This is a genomic window from Paenibacillus sp. 7523-1, from assembly GCF_002276415.1.
Taxonomy (GTDB): Bacteria; Bacillota; Bacilli; order Paenibacillales; family Paenibacillaceae; genus Paenibacillus; species Paenibacillus illinoisensis_A.
Genome location: NZ_NPBR01000020.1, coordinates 98,336 through 114,747, shown reverse-complemented (window position 1 = coordinate 114,747; position 16,412 = coordinate 98,336). Strand labels below are relative to the sequence as shown.

Sequence of the window (16,412 nt, the reverse complement as noted above, 5' to 3'; positions counted from 1 at the left end):
CTTCTAATTCGTTTATTCACGTTCCACAATTATTTATGTTTGTAGCGTTACATCGTTACCCATAAATTTAATGGGAAGACTTTACGCTTATCCGATCAATTCATTCAGGCATACTGCTCCCTGTGCACGCACGTTAACGACAATAATTGGCGTTTCCAACATGCCGTGCATCCAGGACATATACTCCTCGACTTTGTCGTTTGGAAGGATGGTCAGGATAACCCCAGCAAATCCACCACCGTGTATACGGCAGGCACCATCGCCCAGATTTTGCAGATAGTTTTCAGTCAGGGCAAGCGCGATTCCAATCTCCTGCTCCTTCACGGAGCCACTCTGATATACATTCTGGAGCCACTTCCAGGATGAGTTCCCTGACGCTGTAATCAAATTCAGGAAGTCAGCAAAACGTCCATCCCGCAGCGCCTGCACCTGGCCATCTACCCGGTTATTCTCCTCCAGGAAATGAAGTGCACGCAGCACCGCACGATCTCCCGCAGCTTCACGGACCTGCTTGAGGTTCGCGTAGATATTCTCGGCTGTAATCTCCCGAACATACTCTTGGCCCAGCACCTGAGCAACCGCTCTCATCTCATAAGGCACGGCAGCATAATCTTCGGTCAGATCGGCGTGGTTTCCGCCTGTATTTACAATCACCAAGGAGTAGCCATTCTGTTGGAAATCCCATTGCACGGGTTCAATGACAGGCTCAGCCGGGTTCGCAAAATCAATCGCGATCAGACCACCATAAGCACAAGCCATCTGATCCAGCAGACCGGACGGTTTATTCCAATATTGGTTTTCCGCATACTGACCAATCTTGGACATTATCACAACATCCAGTGATCCTTCGTTGTAGAAGTGATTCAGAATCGTACAGATCAGCATCTCGAATGAAGCTGACGAGCTTAGACCCGATGCCGAGAACACGTTACTGGAGATGTATGCCTGGAAGCCGCCAATCTTGTATCCAAACTCTCCGAATCCCGCAGCCATACCGCGAATCAACGCCGTCGTACCGTCGTCTTCTGCCTTCGGCGTCAGATCTGTGAGATCGATTACATATTTCTTATCATAACCTTCCGAATAAAAGGTAATCACGGATTCCGTGGTTGGTGCCGCCACAGCAATCGTATCTAGCGTAATGCTGCCTGCCAGTACCTTGCCATGGTTATGGTCCGTATGGTTACCACCAATCTCACTGCGTCCTGCGGCGCTAAACAATTTGCTGCCCTCTTGTACACCAAAGTACTCTTCAAAGGTAGCATTTAGCTTTGTGTAACGTGCAGTCTGTTCCTCGACCTGCTGCTGTCCGTACATTTGAGCAAGCAATGCTTGGCCTTCTGCGGACTGGATCAGTTGTAATGGTTGTGTCGTCATCTCTACTCCTCCTATGGGTATGTAGCGTTTATTTATGCTGTGGGTGAAGAATGTTTTGCCTTTGGTTTCTTAGCCATATTCCTCTCCCATTATCTCAGCTTCGCTCCTGAAAAGGTAGGGCAGAATTGAAAGTTTGTAAACGTTTTATGAAATGTATTGGATGTGTCATGCAATAGGGTTAATCTTTTGTATTTTCAACAGGTTCAACTTCAATCTGATCAACGATGAACTCGTTCTTGGCCTCGTCATATGTGTAGGTCACATTAAAATCACATACATATGTGGGAGATATCCCAACAGATCCGGGAAGATTTAATTTAATTTTCTGATTCTCCAGCCTGTAGATTGTTACACCGCCAAAACCAAGCTCATCTTGCTCGTAATCTGGAGCGGGATCGAAATCATAATCGAAGTTATAGGCTTGTCCTTGTGCTTCTACTGCAATCGCTAACGTGCCATCCCCGTTCTTCTTAACATGCGATTCAATGTAATTCGCTACGATGTCTTCGTAACTCTGCACTTTAATTTCGGAGAGATCATCGGCGCTCACGACATGGATATCGTAATTATTTAATCCGGTTCCTCGTCCAGTTTGGATAATTACTACAGCTTCTTCCTTACCGTCCCCCGTAAGATCCGTATAGTGCACCTGTGGGTCCGTTCCCATATCCCCAAGATAGTACCAATCAAAGTCTTTGGTATTTCCATTTATCTCTAGAGTGAATATATGGTGTGAATCTTTTGCTTCCCTGTTATCATAGAGTTTTACTTGTCCACCCTCCGACGATCCGAGCCAATGTAATGTTGGATTCGTTTCTTGCTTTGGCTCTATTGTTACCTGTCTGCTTGGCGATTCTGATTGCTCTGGCGGATTAGATCCTGTAGAGTCGGCCTCACATTCTGCAACCAAAAAAGCACCCATCAGTGACCATACTGCTATTCCCTTATTCACCGATTAAATCTCCTTTCATCTTTTGACACAAGATTCCGTACCAAGGCCAAATGGATTATACTGCAAAAATATCCATTTTTGGTTTCGAATCGGTATCCATATTGTCATAAAAGGAGATTGTCATTTCTTCAGAAACTAAGGTGAACTACATCTTAAACAAAACACTACGTACCCTTAAACAGCCTGTACATGCAGCCAGTCTAAAAAGATAGACAAACTCCTCCCTTCTCCCCTGGTCAGTCCTGCGCAATTGATTTTGAAGCGGCTAATTTGGATACAACTTTCTTCTTCTATTTTCTTGACTGTTACATAAGGTCATACTTGATAATGATCTCAAGCTTATAAGATTTACCGCTATGTCCTGATGCTGTCGATCTCCTTGAGCATATCATATGCAGGTTCAATCGGCTTCCAATCTAAACCAAGGACATCACAAACAGCGGTTCTCTACCGACCCTAGAATGGTCAAAGAACCGCTGCCTGCATAATTATTGCTGTTTAATCGTTCATTTATACATGATTTGATTCTAATTATAGATTTTGGAGATATACATTGTAGGCTCCTATAATACATAAATCATCCCAACTTCTTCCGTCCCCTTCAGTTCGTAAATACACCCACGAAGATCCACCTGTTCGATAATTATTAACCTTTGCATTAACAATCGTCTGTTTAGATACTAAACCAACTTTACCCTGGGAACGAACCTCAAGGTTATAGTCTTTAAACTGAGCAAAAACATCCCCACTAATAAGCGATGTAATAGCATTTGCTACAACTGTAGAGCCGAGTGCCGTTATTATAGCCACAACTAATGCAGTACCGGTTACGATACTAGCCAGTGCTCCGACGATAATAGATATAGAAGTACCCACACCAAAATTTAACGTATAAGTATCGCCATATCTAGTTGTGAAGTCACCATACAAATATCCATACTGCCCAATGCCAGAATTATATGCAGATCTTAAGAGATTTTGAGATTGAGCAGACTGAATGGATTGTTCATTTTCATTTATACTATTACTCTCAGTTGATTTAATGGTTACATGATCTTCAATTTTGTACTCCGCTACAACTACTTCATTTTTTAATTGCTTAATCGTTCCAGTTCTTTTATCAGTTATGGCTCTGTCGAGCTCAACTCCATTTTGTGTAGCGATTACAGTTACTGTATCTTTATTATCTGTTACGTCATAAATTACCGGAGACTCTCCGTTTTCTGGATTTAATTGAAATGTACTTACTTCTGATCCGTCACTTAATAAGGTTTGATTTTCTAAAGTGAAATTTTGTACACCATTTACTTCAGTATCAGAATCTTTTGCGCTACTTGTACCGACAAAAATCAAATTAAAAACAAGAACAAGGGGAAGTACTGCTGTAATAAACTTTACTATTCTTTTCATGAGTCCTCCTACTTATAACTAGATAGTTTTACGTAATTTCAAGTTACAAACCATAGACAAACTAACGGCCCAATTGCTAAACATGCTGTGATAAAGCAAATTTGCAGTCCTACGATACGTTCTTCAAGTTTTTGTTTGGAGAAAAACATCCATAAAGAAAGAAAACAAGCTGCTAACGGAAGAGATATAATTCCTGTGAACGTATCTGGTTGAATTATATTATTGATAATAGACTTACCAACAATAATTAATACGATTAATTCAAGAAAGGATAATAGAACAAATATAGTTGCAATTTTTTTTTTCATCATGAGGACCTTCTTTCTAGATGTGATTGCTGACATGAATCTTTTATAATTACACTCAACTCCTCAATTGGAATTTGTTTACTATTAAAGCCTAACACACAAAATTTAGTATGTTAACACGATATTCAAGATTCATTATAATTAAGCCATATGTCTTAGGTATTATTTCATATTTCGACAAATTACTTACAAATTGGGATTACCGGTTATGTTGTATCACAGTTTACAGTCCCACCCATTGACAATCTGCTTCAGCCTCTACTCCTGCCAGCGAGTTTGCTCCTTGCTTTGTTAAGGATGAGGAGCCCCAAAATGAAAAAATGTAACTCCCGATCATATGGTACTTCATTCTTAAGAGAATCTAAAAAGCTGCTATAAATTCAAAACTGAATTTAAGCAGCCTTTTTGTAAAAATCTTTTGTCTTATACTCGATGTCAGCACAGTCGATCTAGACAAATCCCCTTCTTGCTAGCGTTGAGTTTATTCAATCATTCTCATGTTAGTTATGCAAGATTTCAATAAATTTAGATACGTCCTCTTTTAGCGATTCATCACATTTTTCTCGTGCCTTGATTAGTATTGAATAAAAATAATCTTTGCGGTTTACATCTGTAAGCCATTTGTCTAATTCAATATCCTTTAATCCTGGCGGCATATCTTCAAAGTCACTCCACCATTCATTTATTGCATTTAACAACCATTCATATTCGATGAGCTCTACAGACCTAATACCATCAACAACTTTAAAAATACAATGTATGACTCTCCCTAATTGAGCATCCTGAATATACCTTGTTTGTTTAGCATAACGAATTGCACTTTGTGCCAAATGAATCTCCCCTACGCATTTTGTTGAGCAAGATTAAGCGGCTCCTGTCTGGCGTTAAGAAAAGGGCCTTTTAGTGAGATGTTACCTAGTCCTCCAGGATCTTTGAAATCTACTCAGAGATTTTTTTGTTACTTATATAGAATTCGGATTCACATAACACCAATCAGATTGATTTGAAGTTTTCAGAGCTTTCTCCAGGTCAGATAATGTATAGACCCAGTCTTCCTCCATCCATACCACCATCTGTGGGTACCTCATTAGAAAATGATACAGAAAGGTTAGCGCGACCTCTTCATGTTGATATACTTCATCGATAATGAGCGTGTTAAAATATATCTGCCCAGTATCTCTCCATTCTAATTCTCTGTATTGATGTGGAGCAGGTTCATCATATACATCAATTCTGATCGTATTATTTATCTCACCATGATCTGACACTTGTTGGGCTGGGAGTGAAATGCCTAAGGCGCAATGTTTCATGTTCTCTTCCGAATCTATATCTTGAATCCCAAAAACTAAATTTAACTTTGCTTCCAAACAAGTTTGTTGTATATCTCGAACCAAACGGTCTATGGGGATATTACTTTTCTCTTCTACCAACACAAAAGCAGATGCCATTACTTCAGTACCTCCCTTAATTCTTCCAACGAGTTAACCACTTTGACGCCCTTGTTCCTGATATAATCTATTTTCTCAGATGCAATTCGACCCGCGTTTTCTAGCGGTGCATCAATATATAAAACAACTTCCTTCTTATTATAATTAAAAAATTCTTTATTATTTGTATCTACTAGTCTATCGATTTGGTCTGTTTTCACTGCTCCCGCTGACTTTTTCACTTCAATAATTTGCGAGTTAGAGCTACATAATGTTTCTACTATATTATCGTCCAACGTGTGGAAGATTTCATTAGTTGTTTTGAATCCATAGCAAAAAGCACCTCTACTCTTTTCTTGGTAGAAGTGCTTACTTAATTTCATTTCGAATATGTCCTAAAGTTTAATCTCTCTTTATTTTGAATTTCAGTTACTCATTTAGATGTCTTTAGGGTTTATACCGGAAATTCATTCAGAAAGACAAACAGAACTTTAAACAATATTCGTTGTCATTACAGTCACTCGACACCACTGTTTTGAAATAACCTTCTGATGATAATTAACAAGTTTTATACGGATAAGGTTCATCAGCAATTCTAAAACATAGTTGCCTGTCGTGATTATGATATAACTCCGCTGATGCCATCAATTAGCTACCAAAAAGCGTATAATTGATACTTTTAAGAATTTCGCTGTATTGGTCTTCGAGCAATTCAAGATATTTTCCGTTAAAGGTGTACTTTCCATCTCTATAGAAAAATATCTCCTCTCCTGATGGATAAAATAACCCATCTACTTTGAGAGATTCTAAGATAGAAAAAGAAACTTCGTACATGGTTTTATAACAACGTTCAAATTGTTCGTTATTCTCTAACTCATAAGATATTGTTTGTTCATAAACAAAGTCCTCTTCTTGAAACATAGTTTCATAAGTAGCCGCCGGATGATTGGGCGGAAAATTATTTTCATAAACACTTATTCTCAGACCATTGGCTAGATCAAATTCATCAATAGACAATGAATTATGTTTTTTGTTTATATAACGATATTCGAGATTTTTAGTTTCTAACAATTCTTTTAACCATAACGCCTCTTCTTTTCCATTAACCTTTAGAGAATATTCCATGGACTTTTCTCTCCTGAAATATGCAAAATCCTCAAACTATTGAAATTGAATTGCACAGCGCATCAATTACAAGATTTCTATTCAGCTTTGAAACTCCTCTCAACATAATGACAGTTAAGAAGTTTTAAGCTTTCTTTAGTAATATACTTGATTTGATACTCATCTAAATCATTATTTACAAGCAAGACATTGTTGGTTCTCTTCATTATTGGAAAGGATCTATCATCTAGCAAAAGTACATCGCCTTCCACAACAGATAACAATTGCCCCACTGTTTCAATCAATTTCAACCAACTTGTATCAAAAGTCTTTGAGAACAGTTGAATATTGATTCGCATATTTGTATTTACGCTATAATATTTCAGATTCATCTCATGGTATTCTTCCATTTCACCATCTTCATCCTCCAAATCAATATCAATTGTTAAATATTCTGATTCAATGTAAACATATTGATACCCTAATTTATGCTGCAATTTTTCGACTTTGACTTCCTTACCTATAACTTCTTTCATTATTTCAAATATAATATTACCTATTTTTTCTGCCTCAGAGCTATTATTTATAAATAGTTCGTAGTCCACCTTCTACTACCTCCCAAAAACTTTTGTGATTTTTCCATCCTTAATCATAGTTAGCTCATCCAAGTGCTTTAAGTTTGCTTGTGGATTTGTCTGCCTCAAAATAGTTTCCAGGAGTTCATCTATTTTCTCCGAAGGGTAATCATCCAGGTTCAGTACAATTCTTTGCGCCTGATTTTTCGTTTTGTTTTTTATTTTCGCACAAATACTATCAATTGGAGTATCAGTATCAGGTGAATAACAATCAAAAACTCTTCCTTCAATTATAAAATCTGGATTTTTTCCTTTTTTGATACCATAACCATTCCCACCAACAACTTCATCTAACATTTCTATATCATAACCCTGTTCTGCGAGTAAATTAGCAGATTCATTTTGCCTAACATTTCCTCGTCCACCTTCAACATTAGCATAATTTCCTTTAGGGATTCCCCCTAGTGGTAAAGAAGGTTCTATTAGGTTATTCCTACTGTAACTGCCTGCCCCCCCAGTTCCCTTTCCAGCCTCCGGCTTTCCTCCACCCGACCCTCCCAGATCGCTATGCTTATTTTCAGCAGCCCGAAACGCTTTGCCAAAGAAAGCATAGGCCAGTACCTGACCTGCCATCGATCCGCTGTAATAACCCAATCCATCTTGGTCGATCTGTTTTTTCTGATCTTCTACAAATTGCTCCACATCAGATCTTGCTGTTCCCGTTCCCCATGCTGCATCCCAAGCAAACTTAATGCCTCGCCCAGCATCGACAACTTTTCCAAGAGTCATCGCATAGGCAAAACTAGCCACCGTGCCGAACGGATCATAAAAGAGCGCCTCGGCCGTCTGCCCCATTCCGTTTACCGTTTCTCCAACTGAACCATCCGCAAGGCCCTTAGCAAAAGTTGGTTTAAGCTCCTCGGGAATATAGAGTGCAACCTCGCCTGAACCATCTGTCGTCCTGAAATTTTTGGCTACAAAGGTAAACTCATTCTGGATTTTATCCAAGAGCCCCAATGTCGTAGGGAAAACTTCTTTTACTTGCATGAAGTCCCAAAAGAATCGTTCTCCTGTTACACCTGACCAATCAGATTGTAAGAGATAGATCGACTTTTCCAATTCCCAGACCATCCGCTCCAGTTCCTGTTTCTTTTGCTGGACGAACCTCGCCTTTTCATCTAATACATCAGGATGAACCTCAATTCGCTGCATTCCTCTTCACCGCCAACTGACCGTAGTATATACCTAAATTTTAACAAGTCAGAAGGAGGATTGGAATCAAACGAGGGGTTCATTTTCTCTAAGGTTATACAGTAGTTGAGCAACATTCTATAGAATGTAATTTTCGCATTAGTGCACACATTGAATTCCTCGAATTGAAATGATTTTGGACGAATCCATTGTGGGAACAAAGGCGACAGCCCCACCACGGTCTTCACCTGATATTATCATGCCAATGACCACCATCTCTTGAGTTGATATTTTTATCCAAGATAACAACTCCTGTTCTTGTCCCACGTAAATATTCCCTGGTATCCACATTGATGTTGTTATCTCGTCGTACGTTTGGTTCATATGTTCCGTATGTATGACAGAAAAAGAATACTCTCGCACTGTAGGCAACTCCTCCTCCCTCACAAACAACTCGGAGGCAGGGCAATGAACTACTTCCTCACTCAATGTAGCAGGGATCAAATTTCCAAGTTTGTACGCATATTTAGCCTCAGGTGCAGCCAGAATCACTCCTCCATAGTTAATCAGTTTAACTTGAAGTCCACTTCTGAAGCCCACATAGTTTCCTAAAATGAGACCATCCTTGTTATGAACCGTTATTGTTGACGGGATCACTCGGTTTCCACGCAATCGAACAGGCTTGTCTTCTCTTTCAATTAATATAAATGACATGTTAGTTCTCCATTTCTCTTGTAGATATCTGCTGTTCTGAGCACCACCCTGCAATCGCTCACTGATACTATTTTTCCTTGCTATTTAAACCTAGTCTATCTAGCAGATTTCCACTGCTAATATTTATTTTCAGACGATAATCACCATTGGGGCAGATCACTGCCGGAGGTAATCCCTGCTCTACTGTTTGATAAGCTAATATTTCTCCACAAAAAGGACAACCCACTACCTCTCCTTTAATTACTCGATTTAATATCTCTACATCTGTCATCTTTCTCTCCAAGTGTTCTCTCCCTTCCTAACGATGCCTATCTGGATAAAGCGTTACATCATAAACATTTACACGTACTTCATATGATTAATCTTATGTCTTTTACATTGGTTAATATATGTTACAGTTCCAAAAAAGCTAAAATCTTATTACCAGAAAGGAGCTTGTCTACTTGAACAAAAGAAGTATCATCATTGCTATGATCATCGGCCTTATTGTGCTCATTCTCCCCATCATACTGTACTTTGCAGTTGAAGTGTCTGACGAATCAGCACCGCTGGAACATAGCACTTACTCTCCATATACACTGGAACTGAAAAAGAGTTAATTCATGATCACCATGAGTTAACTCTTTCTTGTTGTCTACTCTGCTCCACAGGATTTCTCCATCCAACACAACTTTAATATATGTAGACCTCAACCCGCTAAGATACACTCAGACATCTGCGAATAGATTGAATGTATCCCAGATGGTACCACTCATGATAGAGTGTACGCGGAATCACTTCGCCGATTGTACTCATGCCTAACTCGCTCTCCCGGAGCAGCGGCTCTTCCAGACGACCTGTAAATTTGTTTTTCAATTGGTCTGGTTGCACCCTTAGACGCTCTATCAATTGAGACCAGGATGGGGGTGCGGCATCCCACGTTGCCGGGCTTGTCCCATAACCGAAGAACTTTGCATAGTCCGCAGGCACTTCCGAGTCATCAGCAATTAGATAGTGAAACCACATATCCTGGTCCAAAATAATGTGTCCCACATTCCACAGGATGGAGTTATTGAATCCCTTCGGTACATCATGAACCTGTCCTTCATCCACAGAGGCGCACACTCCCAGCGTAAATTGCCTCACATCCTGCAGTTGATTCCATAGTACATCTTCACTAAACTTCATCGTTCATCCTCCTTTTCTCCCTTACCTGAATGGTCCATCGATTCACATAGTTAGATCTAAAATATTTTCAATATATAGGTATTTTATCATTTCTCTGTAACTTCATCACTCCCAAGAGCGTTTAGAAAGGTAGAAAAACAGCAGTCCCCTAACCCACCCGAAAAAGAGGCGATTTCATGAGCTGGCCGGAGCCATCTGATCATAGAACTAACCCGGCACAAAATTCCTTCATACCACACGATCCCCCTGTAAAAGGTAAACCAGCTCGTAGATGGCGCCTGGCGGTCGCTTCTACTTGGTTGACCACAATTCTTTTATTGGGACTGGGCCATGGCTCCATATCATACGCAGCAACAACTACGCTGCCTCCCAGCGGTACATCTACGGTCCATACCACCGCAGCAACCACAGAAAAGAGACTTACATATACCGCTGTGGAGGGGGCTCATTATTATACGATCGCACTGCGAAATGACGGTTCCGTCTGGGCTTGGGGTCGCAATATGTTCGGAGAGCTTGGTGTCAGTGAAGACATCCGCTATCGCCATACGTCCAGTCCCATTCGCATTCCGGGAATTTCGAATGTCATAGCCATTTCAGCCGCAGGAGGTGGGATTAACGCAGCCGTTCAGGCAGATGGAACCGTGTGGGAATGGGGCGCTGGTACACTCCCCTACCAAGTCGAAGGCATTCCCTCTGCGAAGGATGTGGTGTCTGGTTCTTTCAATATCGCCCTTCTCCGGAACGGTACAGTTATGTCATGGCTGGGCCATGGGACTCAAGGAAACGATTCTGAAGTACATCGTCCACACGCAATAAGCGGACTGAAAAACATCATTCAGGTAGGATCATCCGGCCAACAAGGCTATGCCTTGAAGAAGGATGGCTCCCTGTGGACATGGAATGAACCAAACCAACCAGATGAAACCCCTTCCAAACCAGCCAAGTTAAAGGGTCTGTCCAACATATCATCGATCACAAGCACAGATACCTCCCTGCTTGTACTGGACCAGAACGGGAAAGTGTGGGCCCTGGGGGAAAAGGGCAAACCAGTTCTTCTCCATGACGACCTCAAGGTGAAGCAGATGGACGGGAATTCGCAATATATCCTGCTGTTAACCACTTCGGGTGAGGTGTACAGCTACGGAAGGACGGTTACAGGCAAAGAAGGCAGAGTTAAGCATCTGTCGGGTATTACCGATATTTCGGCAGGGTATCACCACAGTCTTGCCTTATCCTCCAATGGAACCGTCTGGGGTTGGGGAAGTGACAAGTATCAGGAGGCTGGCGCACCTGCAACATCATCTGGAGGCATGGTTTACCGACCCGTTCAGGCCAAGCTGGGCATAGATGTGTATATTAACGATGAGCTGCTCCAGTCCACGTATTCGGCAGTCCAAACCCAACATACCGTTCAACTTCCAGTCAGAGTCGTAGCTACAACGATTGGGGCAGCATTTGAAATGAACCAGGTAAACGGACTCGTCGAAGCTTATTCATTGCAATATGAAGATCGTACCGTCACAATCCGTCCCAACGAGACGGAGGCAACCGTGAAATCAGTCTCTTCCTCTACAGTTCAATCCATTTCATTACCAGAACCGATAAGCAATTATTCGGGTGCGACGACCGTTCCCTTTGAAGTATTTGAGGCCCTGGGACTTACTGTGAACTGGGATGAAGAGACAAGCTTGTTGACTATTCAAAGTGATACGTAGCAACGAGAACATTCATTATGTACAGGAGGATCATTACAATGTTGTTAAAAAAGATTATGGGTGCAGGTATCGTTTTCTCAGTCCTGCTCATGCCCATTAGTACATTGGATGCTGAAAGTAGAACCCCCACAGAACCGTCATCCAAGGCGGTCAATGCTGCAGAAGATTCAGTAAAACCAGATCTGAATGCTCTGCTCATTGGTCAAACTCATCACCAAGGCCGTGCAGCATACACCGGCAGTTTCACAATGGTTGCTGACAATGGAACACTTGCGGACATTATCATTGAAAATCATAGTAATCATCCCATGTATATGAACCTGTATGTCGACGACTACAGTGAACCTATGGAGACCATGATCAGCAAAAACAGTGAAAAGACCGTGAATCTTCTTGCCTTACAGGACACTGATGTCAAAGTATACATCTACAGCAGAATTGGGCATGACATGGATCTCTCTATACGTGCGGAACAATTCCGTTAAACATTCGCACGCGAATAGGTTACATACCAAAATCCCCTTCACGCATGCGGTTTAGGTTCATTTGAACTTAAACCATACAGCTTGAAGGGGATTTAATTTATTTAATTTTTTTAAAATTAATTTATCCTACTATAAGGCCATGTATTTCTTAAAACGACTTACTTCTCAAACCTGAACCATCCGAAGTCAAACTGACTTCCCGGCAGGAAGATAAAGGTCACTTTTTGCACGCCTGATACCTGTTCAAGCTCAAACACCCGCTCCTCATACCCTTCCGAGTGCGTGAACTCAACCAGCTGATTGCTCTGTCCATCTTCGCCTGCGAAGCGGATATGGATCGTGTTTTTATCAATCGGCGAACGGCCATAGATGACGAGCTTCGACGTGCCTTCTGTCGTAAAGTCCATATTTTCGAACTCCAGTGATACGTTGTTACCGATCCCCTCTACATACTCATCCTGAATCGAGAACGTATCGCCGTAGAGATGATCGCATGAAGCCGCCGTGTTTTGCTCAAATGCACGACTCTGACGCTCGAACGAGAAGCCCTTGATATGAATCTTCTGCTTCAGTACAAAACAGATCGACGTAATGCCGCTCAGCCGCTTGGATAGCTGGTACGTCTCTTCCTGGTACACATTCCATCTGGATTCCTTCTGGTAGACCACGTCAGCCAGCAGCGTGCTGCCCTCTTCATCCGGCATACCTTCCCAGATCTGCAGGAAATAATCCTCGCTGGACAGTGCAAAGATCGGAATGGTAATCGTATCGGAGCCGTACGGTCCGAAGTCGATATTGCGGAAGCCGACATGCGTCTCCCCATCACGACTTGTCGCTACGCCGCGTTCATTGCCGTTACCGACATCGCCTTTGGTGTAATCGTACAATCCACCAGTAATGAAGCCGTACGGATCTTTGTAGGCTGTGCCCAGACCCGTTGCTTTGAATTCAAGCTGTGAGATCAGCTTTGTTTTGTCCGTACCATTGCTGCTCGTTGCACGAAGGCGGAATTCGCCATCGCCCAGCGCTGACACGCGTACTTCCAGACCGTTCGCTTCGACCTTCGCAATGTTGGACTCAATACCGGCATCGTTGACAACAGCCCACTCAATGTCACGGTACGACGTGTTCTCCGGATACAGCTTGGCGGTAACCACCATCTCCTGGATCGTCGGATCGAAGGCTTGTCCGGCTTCACTGATAATCTCGATTTTTCGCAAAGGAATCTCCTGCGCACGTCCGGTGAGGACTGGGCGTTCTTCGTTCTCGGTTAACACGGTTTGTCCTCGAGTTGCAACGGAAGCGGACGCATTCATGACTTCGCCATCCACTGCCTTCGATTCAAACTCGGCTGCTGCACCCTGGAGTCCTTCGGAGGTCACTTCGATCCGGATGCTGCCCGGTTCATGTGTTGCCCCGATGATTGCCATCAGCTTGCCGCTGAACAATCTTCTGCTCAGACCTTTGTACGGATCATAGTCCGTGCTGTCCCCGTTATCCAGACCAAGCAGTCGTCCTGCACCTGTCACCTTAACTTGTACACGGTTGTTTGCATTTTGCACGGGATTGCCCGCTTCATCTTCCACTTGAATCTCCACGAAAATAAGATCAGTTCCATTCGCTTGCAGCTGCTCTTTATCCGCTTGCAGACGAACCTTCTGTGCGTCTGTATAGGATCGCTGTACATCCGTTGCGATAATCTCTCCGTTCTCATCATAAGCGATCGCTTTTAGCTCGCCCTCTTCATACGGCACCTTCCACCAGCCGACCAGCTGGGTTCCGTTCGCATGATCAATATCATATGTTCCGATCGTCTTGCCGTTCAGCTGCAATTCGATCTTCGGCGCATTACTGCACACGCGTACATCAATCAGCTGACCAGGGCTGAAATCCCAATAAGGGAACAGGTGCACCATCGGGCTTGTTTTGTAATCGGTCCAGGCTGCTTGATAGATATAGTAGGAGTCTTTCGGGAACGTTGCCGTGTCCAGCTGTCCAAAATATGAATTCTTCGTATGATATGGGGTCGGCTCTCCGATATAGTCGAATCCGGTCCACAGGAATTGCCCCAGTGAATATGGCCGATCCCGTTCGGCTAGAATGCAGTATTCTGCCGACTTCGCGCCCCAGCTTGTTGTACTGTTGCCCAGTGCGGAGCACTGCTCGTCATCATCTGCCAGGATGGATTGCTCGAATGGGAAGTGATAGATCCCGCGGCTCTGCACCACAGATGATGTTTCACTACCGTAGATGATCCAGTCTGGGTGCTCTTCGTGATGCTTGTCGTAATATTTCTCCGCATAGTTGTAGCCTGCCAGCTTCACGATATCCGCGCATTTTTGCGCATTTTCCCAAGGCATGTAGTTGGAACCAATGGTTATGCCTGCGTTGCCTTTTGGATCGAATTCCAGTACATACTCCATCAGCATTCGCGTTACTTCCTGGCCCCGCTCATCCGCATGGGTATCATAGATTTCATTCCCGATACTCCACATGACCAGACTTGGATGGTTGCGGTCCCGCTTCACCCAGCTCTTCACGTCCGTGTGCGCCCATTCCGGGAAAAATCTTGCGTAGTCATAAGGCGTTTTGGATCGTTCCCACATGTCGAAGGCTTCCGAGACGATCAGCATCCCCATCTCATCTGCGAGCTCCATGAACTCCTTGGCAGGCATATTGTGCGCGGTCCGGATCGCATTGACGCCCATCTCCCGCAGCAGATTGAACCTTCTGCGAAGTGCCGTCAGGTTGAAAGCCGCCCCGAGTGCGCCCAGATCATGGTGCTCGCACACACCATTCATTTTCATTTTGACCCCATTCAGATGGAAGCCTTCGTTCGGATCCAGCTGGACGTCCCTGAAGCCAATTCGCTGCGATACCGACTCAATTGTCTGTACATGTTGGTCCGCATCCGTCACTTGCAGTTCTGTCACCAGTTCGTACAGATTCGGTTCATCGGTGCTCCACAGTTTTGGGTTCTCCACCACAATCTGCTGACGGTCCGTTACTTCTGTATCTCCACCTGCAGCAGCCGTAACCGCCGCTGTATTAGTCGCAATAACCTGACCCGCATATCGGATCGTATGCACAAGCTGTGCGTTCTGATCGATATTCAGCTCCGTGTCCAGTTCAACCTGCCAGCCCGCTGGCTGCTGCTTAATGGATACGTAGATGCCATCCGTCACGATATGATTGCGATCTCTCGTTTTGAGCCATACATTGCGGTAAATTCCGGCCCCGGAATACCATCTGCTGTTCGGACTCTGATGCACCACTTTTACGATGATTTCATTATCGCCTTCCACCAGCGCATCCGTGATCTCATGTTCAAACGCGGAATAACCGTATTTCCACTCCCCAACCAGCTGGTTGTTCACATATACGGAAGAGTTCATGTAAACGCCATCAAAACAAAGCAGATGCTGCTGATCATCCTTCGTGTACGGGAATGTTTTGCGGTACCACCCAATGCTGTCTTCGTACAGGTCGAGCGTATTGTAGATCAGCCAGTCATGGGGAATCTCCACAGGCTCGAATGCCAATCCCGCAGGGTCCGTAACATCCAGTTTGGTTTTCGCAAATTGCCACCCATCGTTAAAAAGCTTTTTCTGATTCATCGCTATTCTCACTTTCTGTGTGATTTATGTTTGCGTTTACAAAAAAATGACGACTTTCGCCGATAACCTTTTCGAAAAACGGATCGGCAGGACATGAATACTCCAACCGATTATATCATCTGATGGTTTCGATGTACGTTAATTTCATGCATTTTTTGGTGAGATTATATGAACAATCCACATTAGAATTTTATGGGGTCCTGATGGCCTCTACTCATGTTCAGCTGAGCGTTCATATTTGAACATATGGATATTCCTTTATACCTATATGAAGTATCAGTCTAACGATTCAAATTTAAGGAAACAACGCCGATCTCCAAATATTTGTAAAACTATTCCTGTAATTTCTTGTAATCCTATGTTAGAT

The 16,412-nt window shown here is 43.0% G+C and carries 17 protein-coding genes; 3 read left to right on the top strand and 14 right to left on the bottom strand.

Annotated elements, in window-relative coordinates:
- Positions 1-87 precede the first annotated feature (87 nt).
- The 12 genes from CHH60_RS21650 to CHH60_RS21595 all read right to left on the bottom strand — a co-directional run bounded on the left by CHH60_RS21650 (position 88) and on the right by CHH60_RS21595 (position 9,341).
- Positions 88-1,377 carry a galactokinase gene (locus CHH60_RS21650; protein ID WP_095361099.1) on the bottom strand — a complete coding sequence of 430 codons (1,290 nt, stop codon included), beginning with the start codon at positions 1,375-1,377 and terminating at the stop codon, positions 88-90.
- A gap of 178 nt (positions 1,378-1,555) precedes the next feature.
- Entirely contained in the window at positions 1,556-2,329 is a 774-nt protein-coding gene (locus tag CHH60_RS21645) for a hypothetical protein (protein WP_095361098.1), read from the bottom strand.
- A gap of 531 nt (positions 2,330-2,860) precedes the next feature.
- Entirely contained in the window at positions 2,861-3,739 is an 879-nt protein-coding gene (locus CHH60_RS21640) for a hypothetical protein (RefSeq protein ID WP_095361097.1), read from the bottom strand.
- Positions 3,740-3,777: 38 nt separating this feature from the next.
- Positions 3,778-4,047 (bottom strand): hypothetical protein, encoded by a 270-nt coding sequence (locus CHH60_RS21635; protein WP_095361096.1) that lies wholly within the window; start codon positions 4,045-4,047, stop codon positions 3,778-3,780.
- Positions 4,048-4,547: 500 nt separating this feature from the next.
- On the bottom strand, positions 4,548-4,877 hold the full coding sequence (locus CHH60_RS21630; RefSeq protein ID WP_095361095.1) for a hypothetical protein: 330 nt from the start codon (positions 4,875-4,877) through the stop codon (positions 4,548-4,550).
- Positions 4,878-5,009: 132 nt separating this feature from the next.
- Positions 5,010-5,495: a hypothetical protein gene (locus CHH60_RS21625; RefSeq protein ID WP_095361094.1), complete on the bottom strand. Its 486-nt coding sequence runs from the start codon at positions 5,493-5,495 to the stop codon at positions 5,010-5,012.
- A complete protein-coding gene (locus CHH60_RS21620; RefSeq protein WP_095361093.1) occupies positions 5,495-5,857 on the bottom strand; it encodes a hypothetical protein in 363 nt (120 codons plus the stop codon). Before CHH60_RS21620 ends, CHH60_RS21625 begins: the two co-directional genes overlap by 1 nt.
- Before the next feature lie 265 nt (positions 5,858-6,122).
- Positions 6,123-6,599, bottom strand: coding sequence for a hypothetical protein (locus CHH60_RS21615; RefSeq protein WP_095361092.1), 477 nt, complete (start codon positions 6,597-6,599; stop codon positions 6,123-6,125).
- 77 nt (positions 6,600-6,676) lie between these two features.
- A complete protein-coding gene (locus CHH60_RS21610; protein WP_095361091.1) occupies positions 6,677-7,183 on the bottom strand; it encodes a hypothetical protein in 507 nt (168 codons plus the stop codon).
- 6 nt (positions 7,184-7,189) lie between these two features.
- A complete protein-coding gene (locus tag CHH60_RS21605; RefSeq protein ID WP_095361090.1) occupies positions 7,190-8,365 on the bottom strand; it encodes a WXG100 family type VII secretion target in 1,176 nt (391 codons plus the stop codon).
- Between the two features lie 138 nt (positions 8,366-8,503).
- Positions 8,504-9,058, bottom strand: a complete 555-nt coding sequence (locus CHH60_RS21600; RefSeq protein WP_095361089.1) for a hypothetical protein — start codon at positions 9,056-9,058, stop codon at positions 8,504-8,506.
- Positions 9,059-9,125: 67 nt separating this feature from the next.
- Positions 9,126-9,341, bottom strand: coding sequence for a hypothetical protein (locus CHH60_RS21595; RefSeq protein WP_095361088.1), 216 nt, complete (start codon positions 9,339-9,341; stop codon positions 9,126-9,128).
- A 160-nt stretch (positions 9,342-9,501) separates the two neighbouring features.
- On the opposite strand from CHH60_RS21595, the gene CHH60_RS29935 reads away from it, so the two are divergent.
- Complete coding sequence (locus tag CHH60_RS29935; protein WP_176476161.1) at positions 9,502-9,657, top strand: hypothetical protein; 156 nt, start codon at positions 9,502-9,504, stop codon at positions 9,655-9,657.
- Positions 9,658-9,754: 97 nt separating this feature from the next.
- Here the strand turns inward: CHH60_RS29935 and CHH60_RS21590 are convergent, their stop codons facing one another.
- Complete coding sequence (locus CHH60_RS21590; protein ID WP_095361087.1) at positions 9,755-10,225, bottom strand: DinB family protein; 471 nt, start codon at positions 10,223-10,225, stop codon at positions 9,755-9,757.
- Positions 10,226-10,401: 176 nt separating this feature from the next.
- Here CHH60_RS21590 and CHH60_RS21585 point away from each other — a divergent pair, with 176 nt between their 5' ends.
- Together CHH60_RS21585 and CHH60_RS21580 are read left to right on the top strand one after the other, a co-directional pair.
- Complete coding sequence (locus CHH60_RS21585; RefSeq protein WP_095361086.1) at positions 10,402-11,943, top strand: stalk domain-containing protein; 1,542 nt, start codon at positions 10,402-10,404, stop codon at positions 11,941-11,943.
- Positions 11,944-11,981: 38 nt separating this feature from the next.
- Positions 11,982-12,428 (top strand): hypothetical protein, encoded by a 447-nt coding sequence (locus CHH60_RS21580; protein ID WP_095361085.1) that lies wholly within the window; start codon positions 11,982-11,984, stop codon positions 12,426-12,428.
- Positions 12,429-12,586: 158 nt separating this feature from the next.
- On the opposite strand, the gene CHH60_RS21575 is transcribed toward CHH60_RS21580, so the two are convergent.
- On the bottom strand, positions 12,587-16,045 hold the full coding sequence (locus CHH60_RS21575) for a glycoside hydrolase family 2 TIM barrel-domain containing protein (RefSeq protein WP_095361084.1): 3,459 nt from the start codon (positions 16,043-16,045) through the stop codon (positions 12,587-12,589).
- Positions 16,046-16,412 lie beyond the last annotated feature (367 nt).

What these genes read in the sequence shown, in the direction of transcription:
- CHH60_RS21600 (WP_095361089.1), bottom strand. Translation starts at nt 9,058, where the DNA reads ATGTCATTTATATTAATTGAAAGAGAAGACAAGCCTGTTCGATTGCGT.
- CHH60_RS21620 (WP_095361093.1), bottom strand. Translation starts at nt 5,857, where the DNA reads ATGAAATTAAGTAAGCACTTCTACCAAGAAAAGAGTAGAGGTGCTTTT.
- CHH60_RS21605 (WP_095361090.1), bottom strand. Translation starts at nt 8,365, where the DNA reads ATGCAGCGAATTGAGGTTCATCCTGATGTATTAGATGAAAAGGCGAGG.
- CHH60_RS21575 (WP_095361084.1), bottom strand. Translation starts at nt 16,045, where the DNA reads ATGAATCAGAAAAAGCTTTTTAACGATGGGTGGCAATTTGCGAAAACC.
- CHH60_RS21590 (WP_095361087.1), bottom strand. Translation starts at nt 10,225, where the DNA reads ATGAAGTTTAGTGAAGATGTACTATGGAATCAACTGCAGGATGTGAGG.
- CHH60_RS21625 (WP_095361094.1), bottom strand. Translation starts at nt 5,495, where the DNA reads ATGGCATCTGCTTTTGTGTTGGTAGAAGAGAAAAGTAATATCCCCATA.
- CHH60_RS21580 (WP_095361085.1), top strand. Translation starts at nt 11,982, where the DNA reads ATGTTGTTAAAAAAGATTATGGGTGCAGGTATCGTTTTCTCAGTCCTG.
- CHH60_RS21585 (WP_095361086.1), top strand. Translation starts at nt 10,402, where the DNA reads ATGAGCTGGCCGGAGCCATCTGATCATAGAACTAACCCGGCACAAAAT.
- CHH60_RS21615 (WP_095361092.1), bottom strand. Translation starts at nt 6,599, where the DNA reads ATGGAATATTCTCTAAAGGTTAATGGAAAAGAAGAGGCGTTATGGTTA.
- CHH60_RS21640 (WP_095361097.1), bottom strand. Translation starts at nt 3,739, where the DNA reads ATGAAAAGAATAGTAAAGTTTATTACAGCAGTACTTCCCCTTGTTCTT.
- CHH60_RS21650 (WP_095361099.1), bottom strand. Translation starts at nt 1,377, where the DNA reads ATGACGACACAACCATTACAACTGATCCAGTCCGCAGAAGGCCAAGCA.
- CHH60_RS21635 (WP_095361096.1), bottom strand. Translation starts at nt 4,047, where the DNA reads ATGAAAAAAAAAATTGCAACTATATTTGTTCTATTATCCTTTCTTGAA.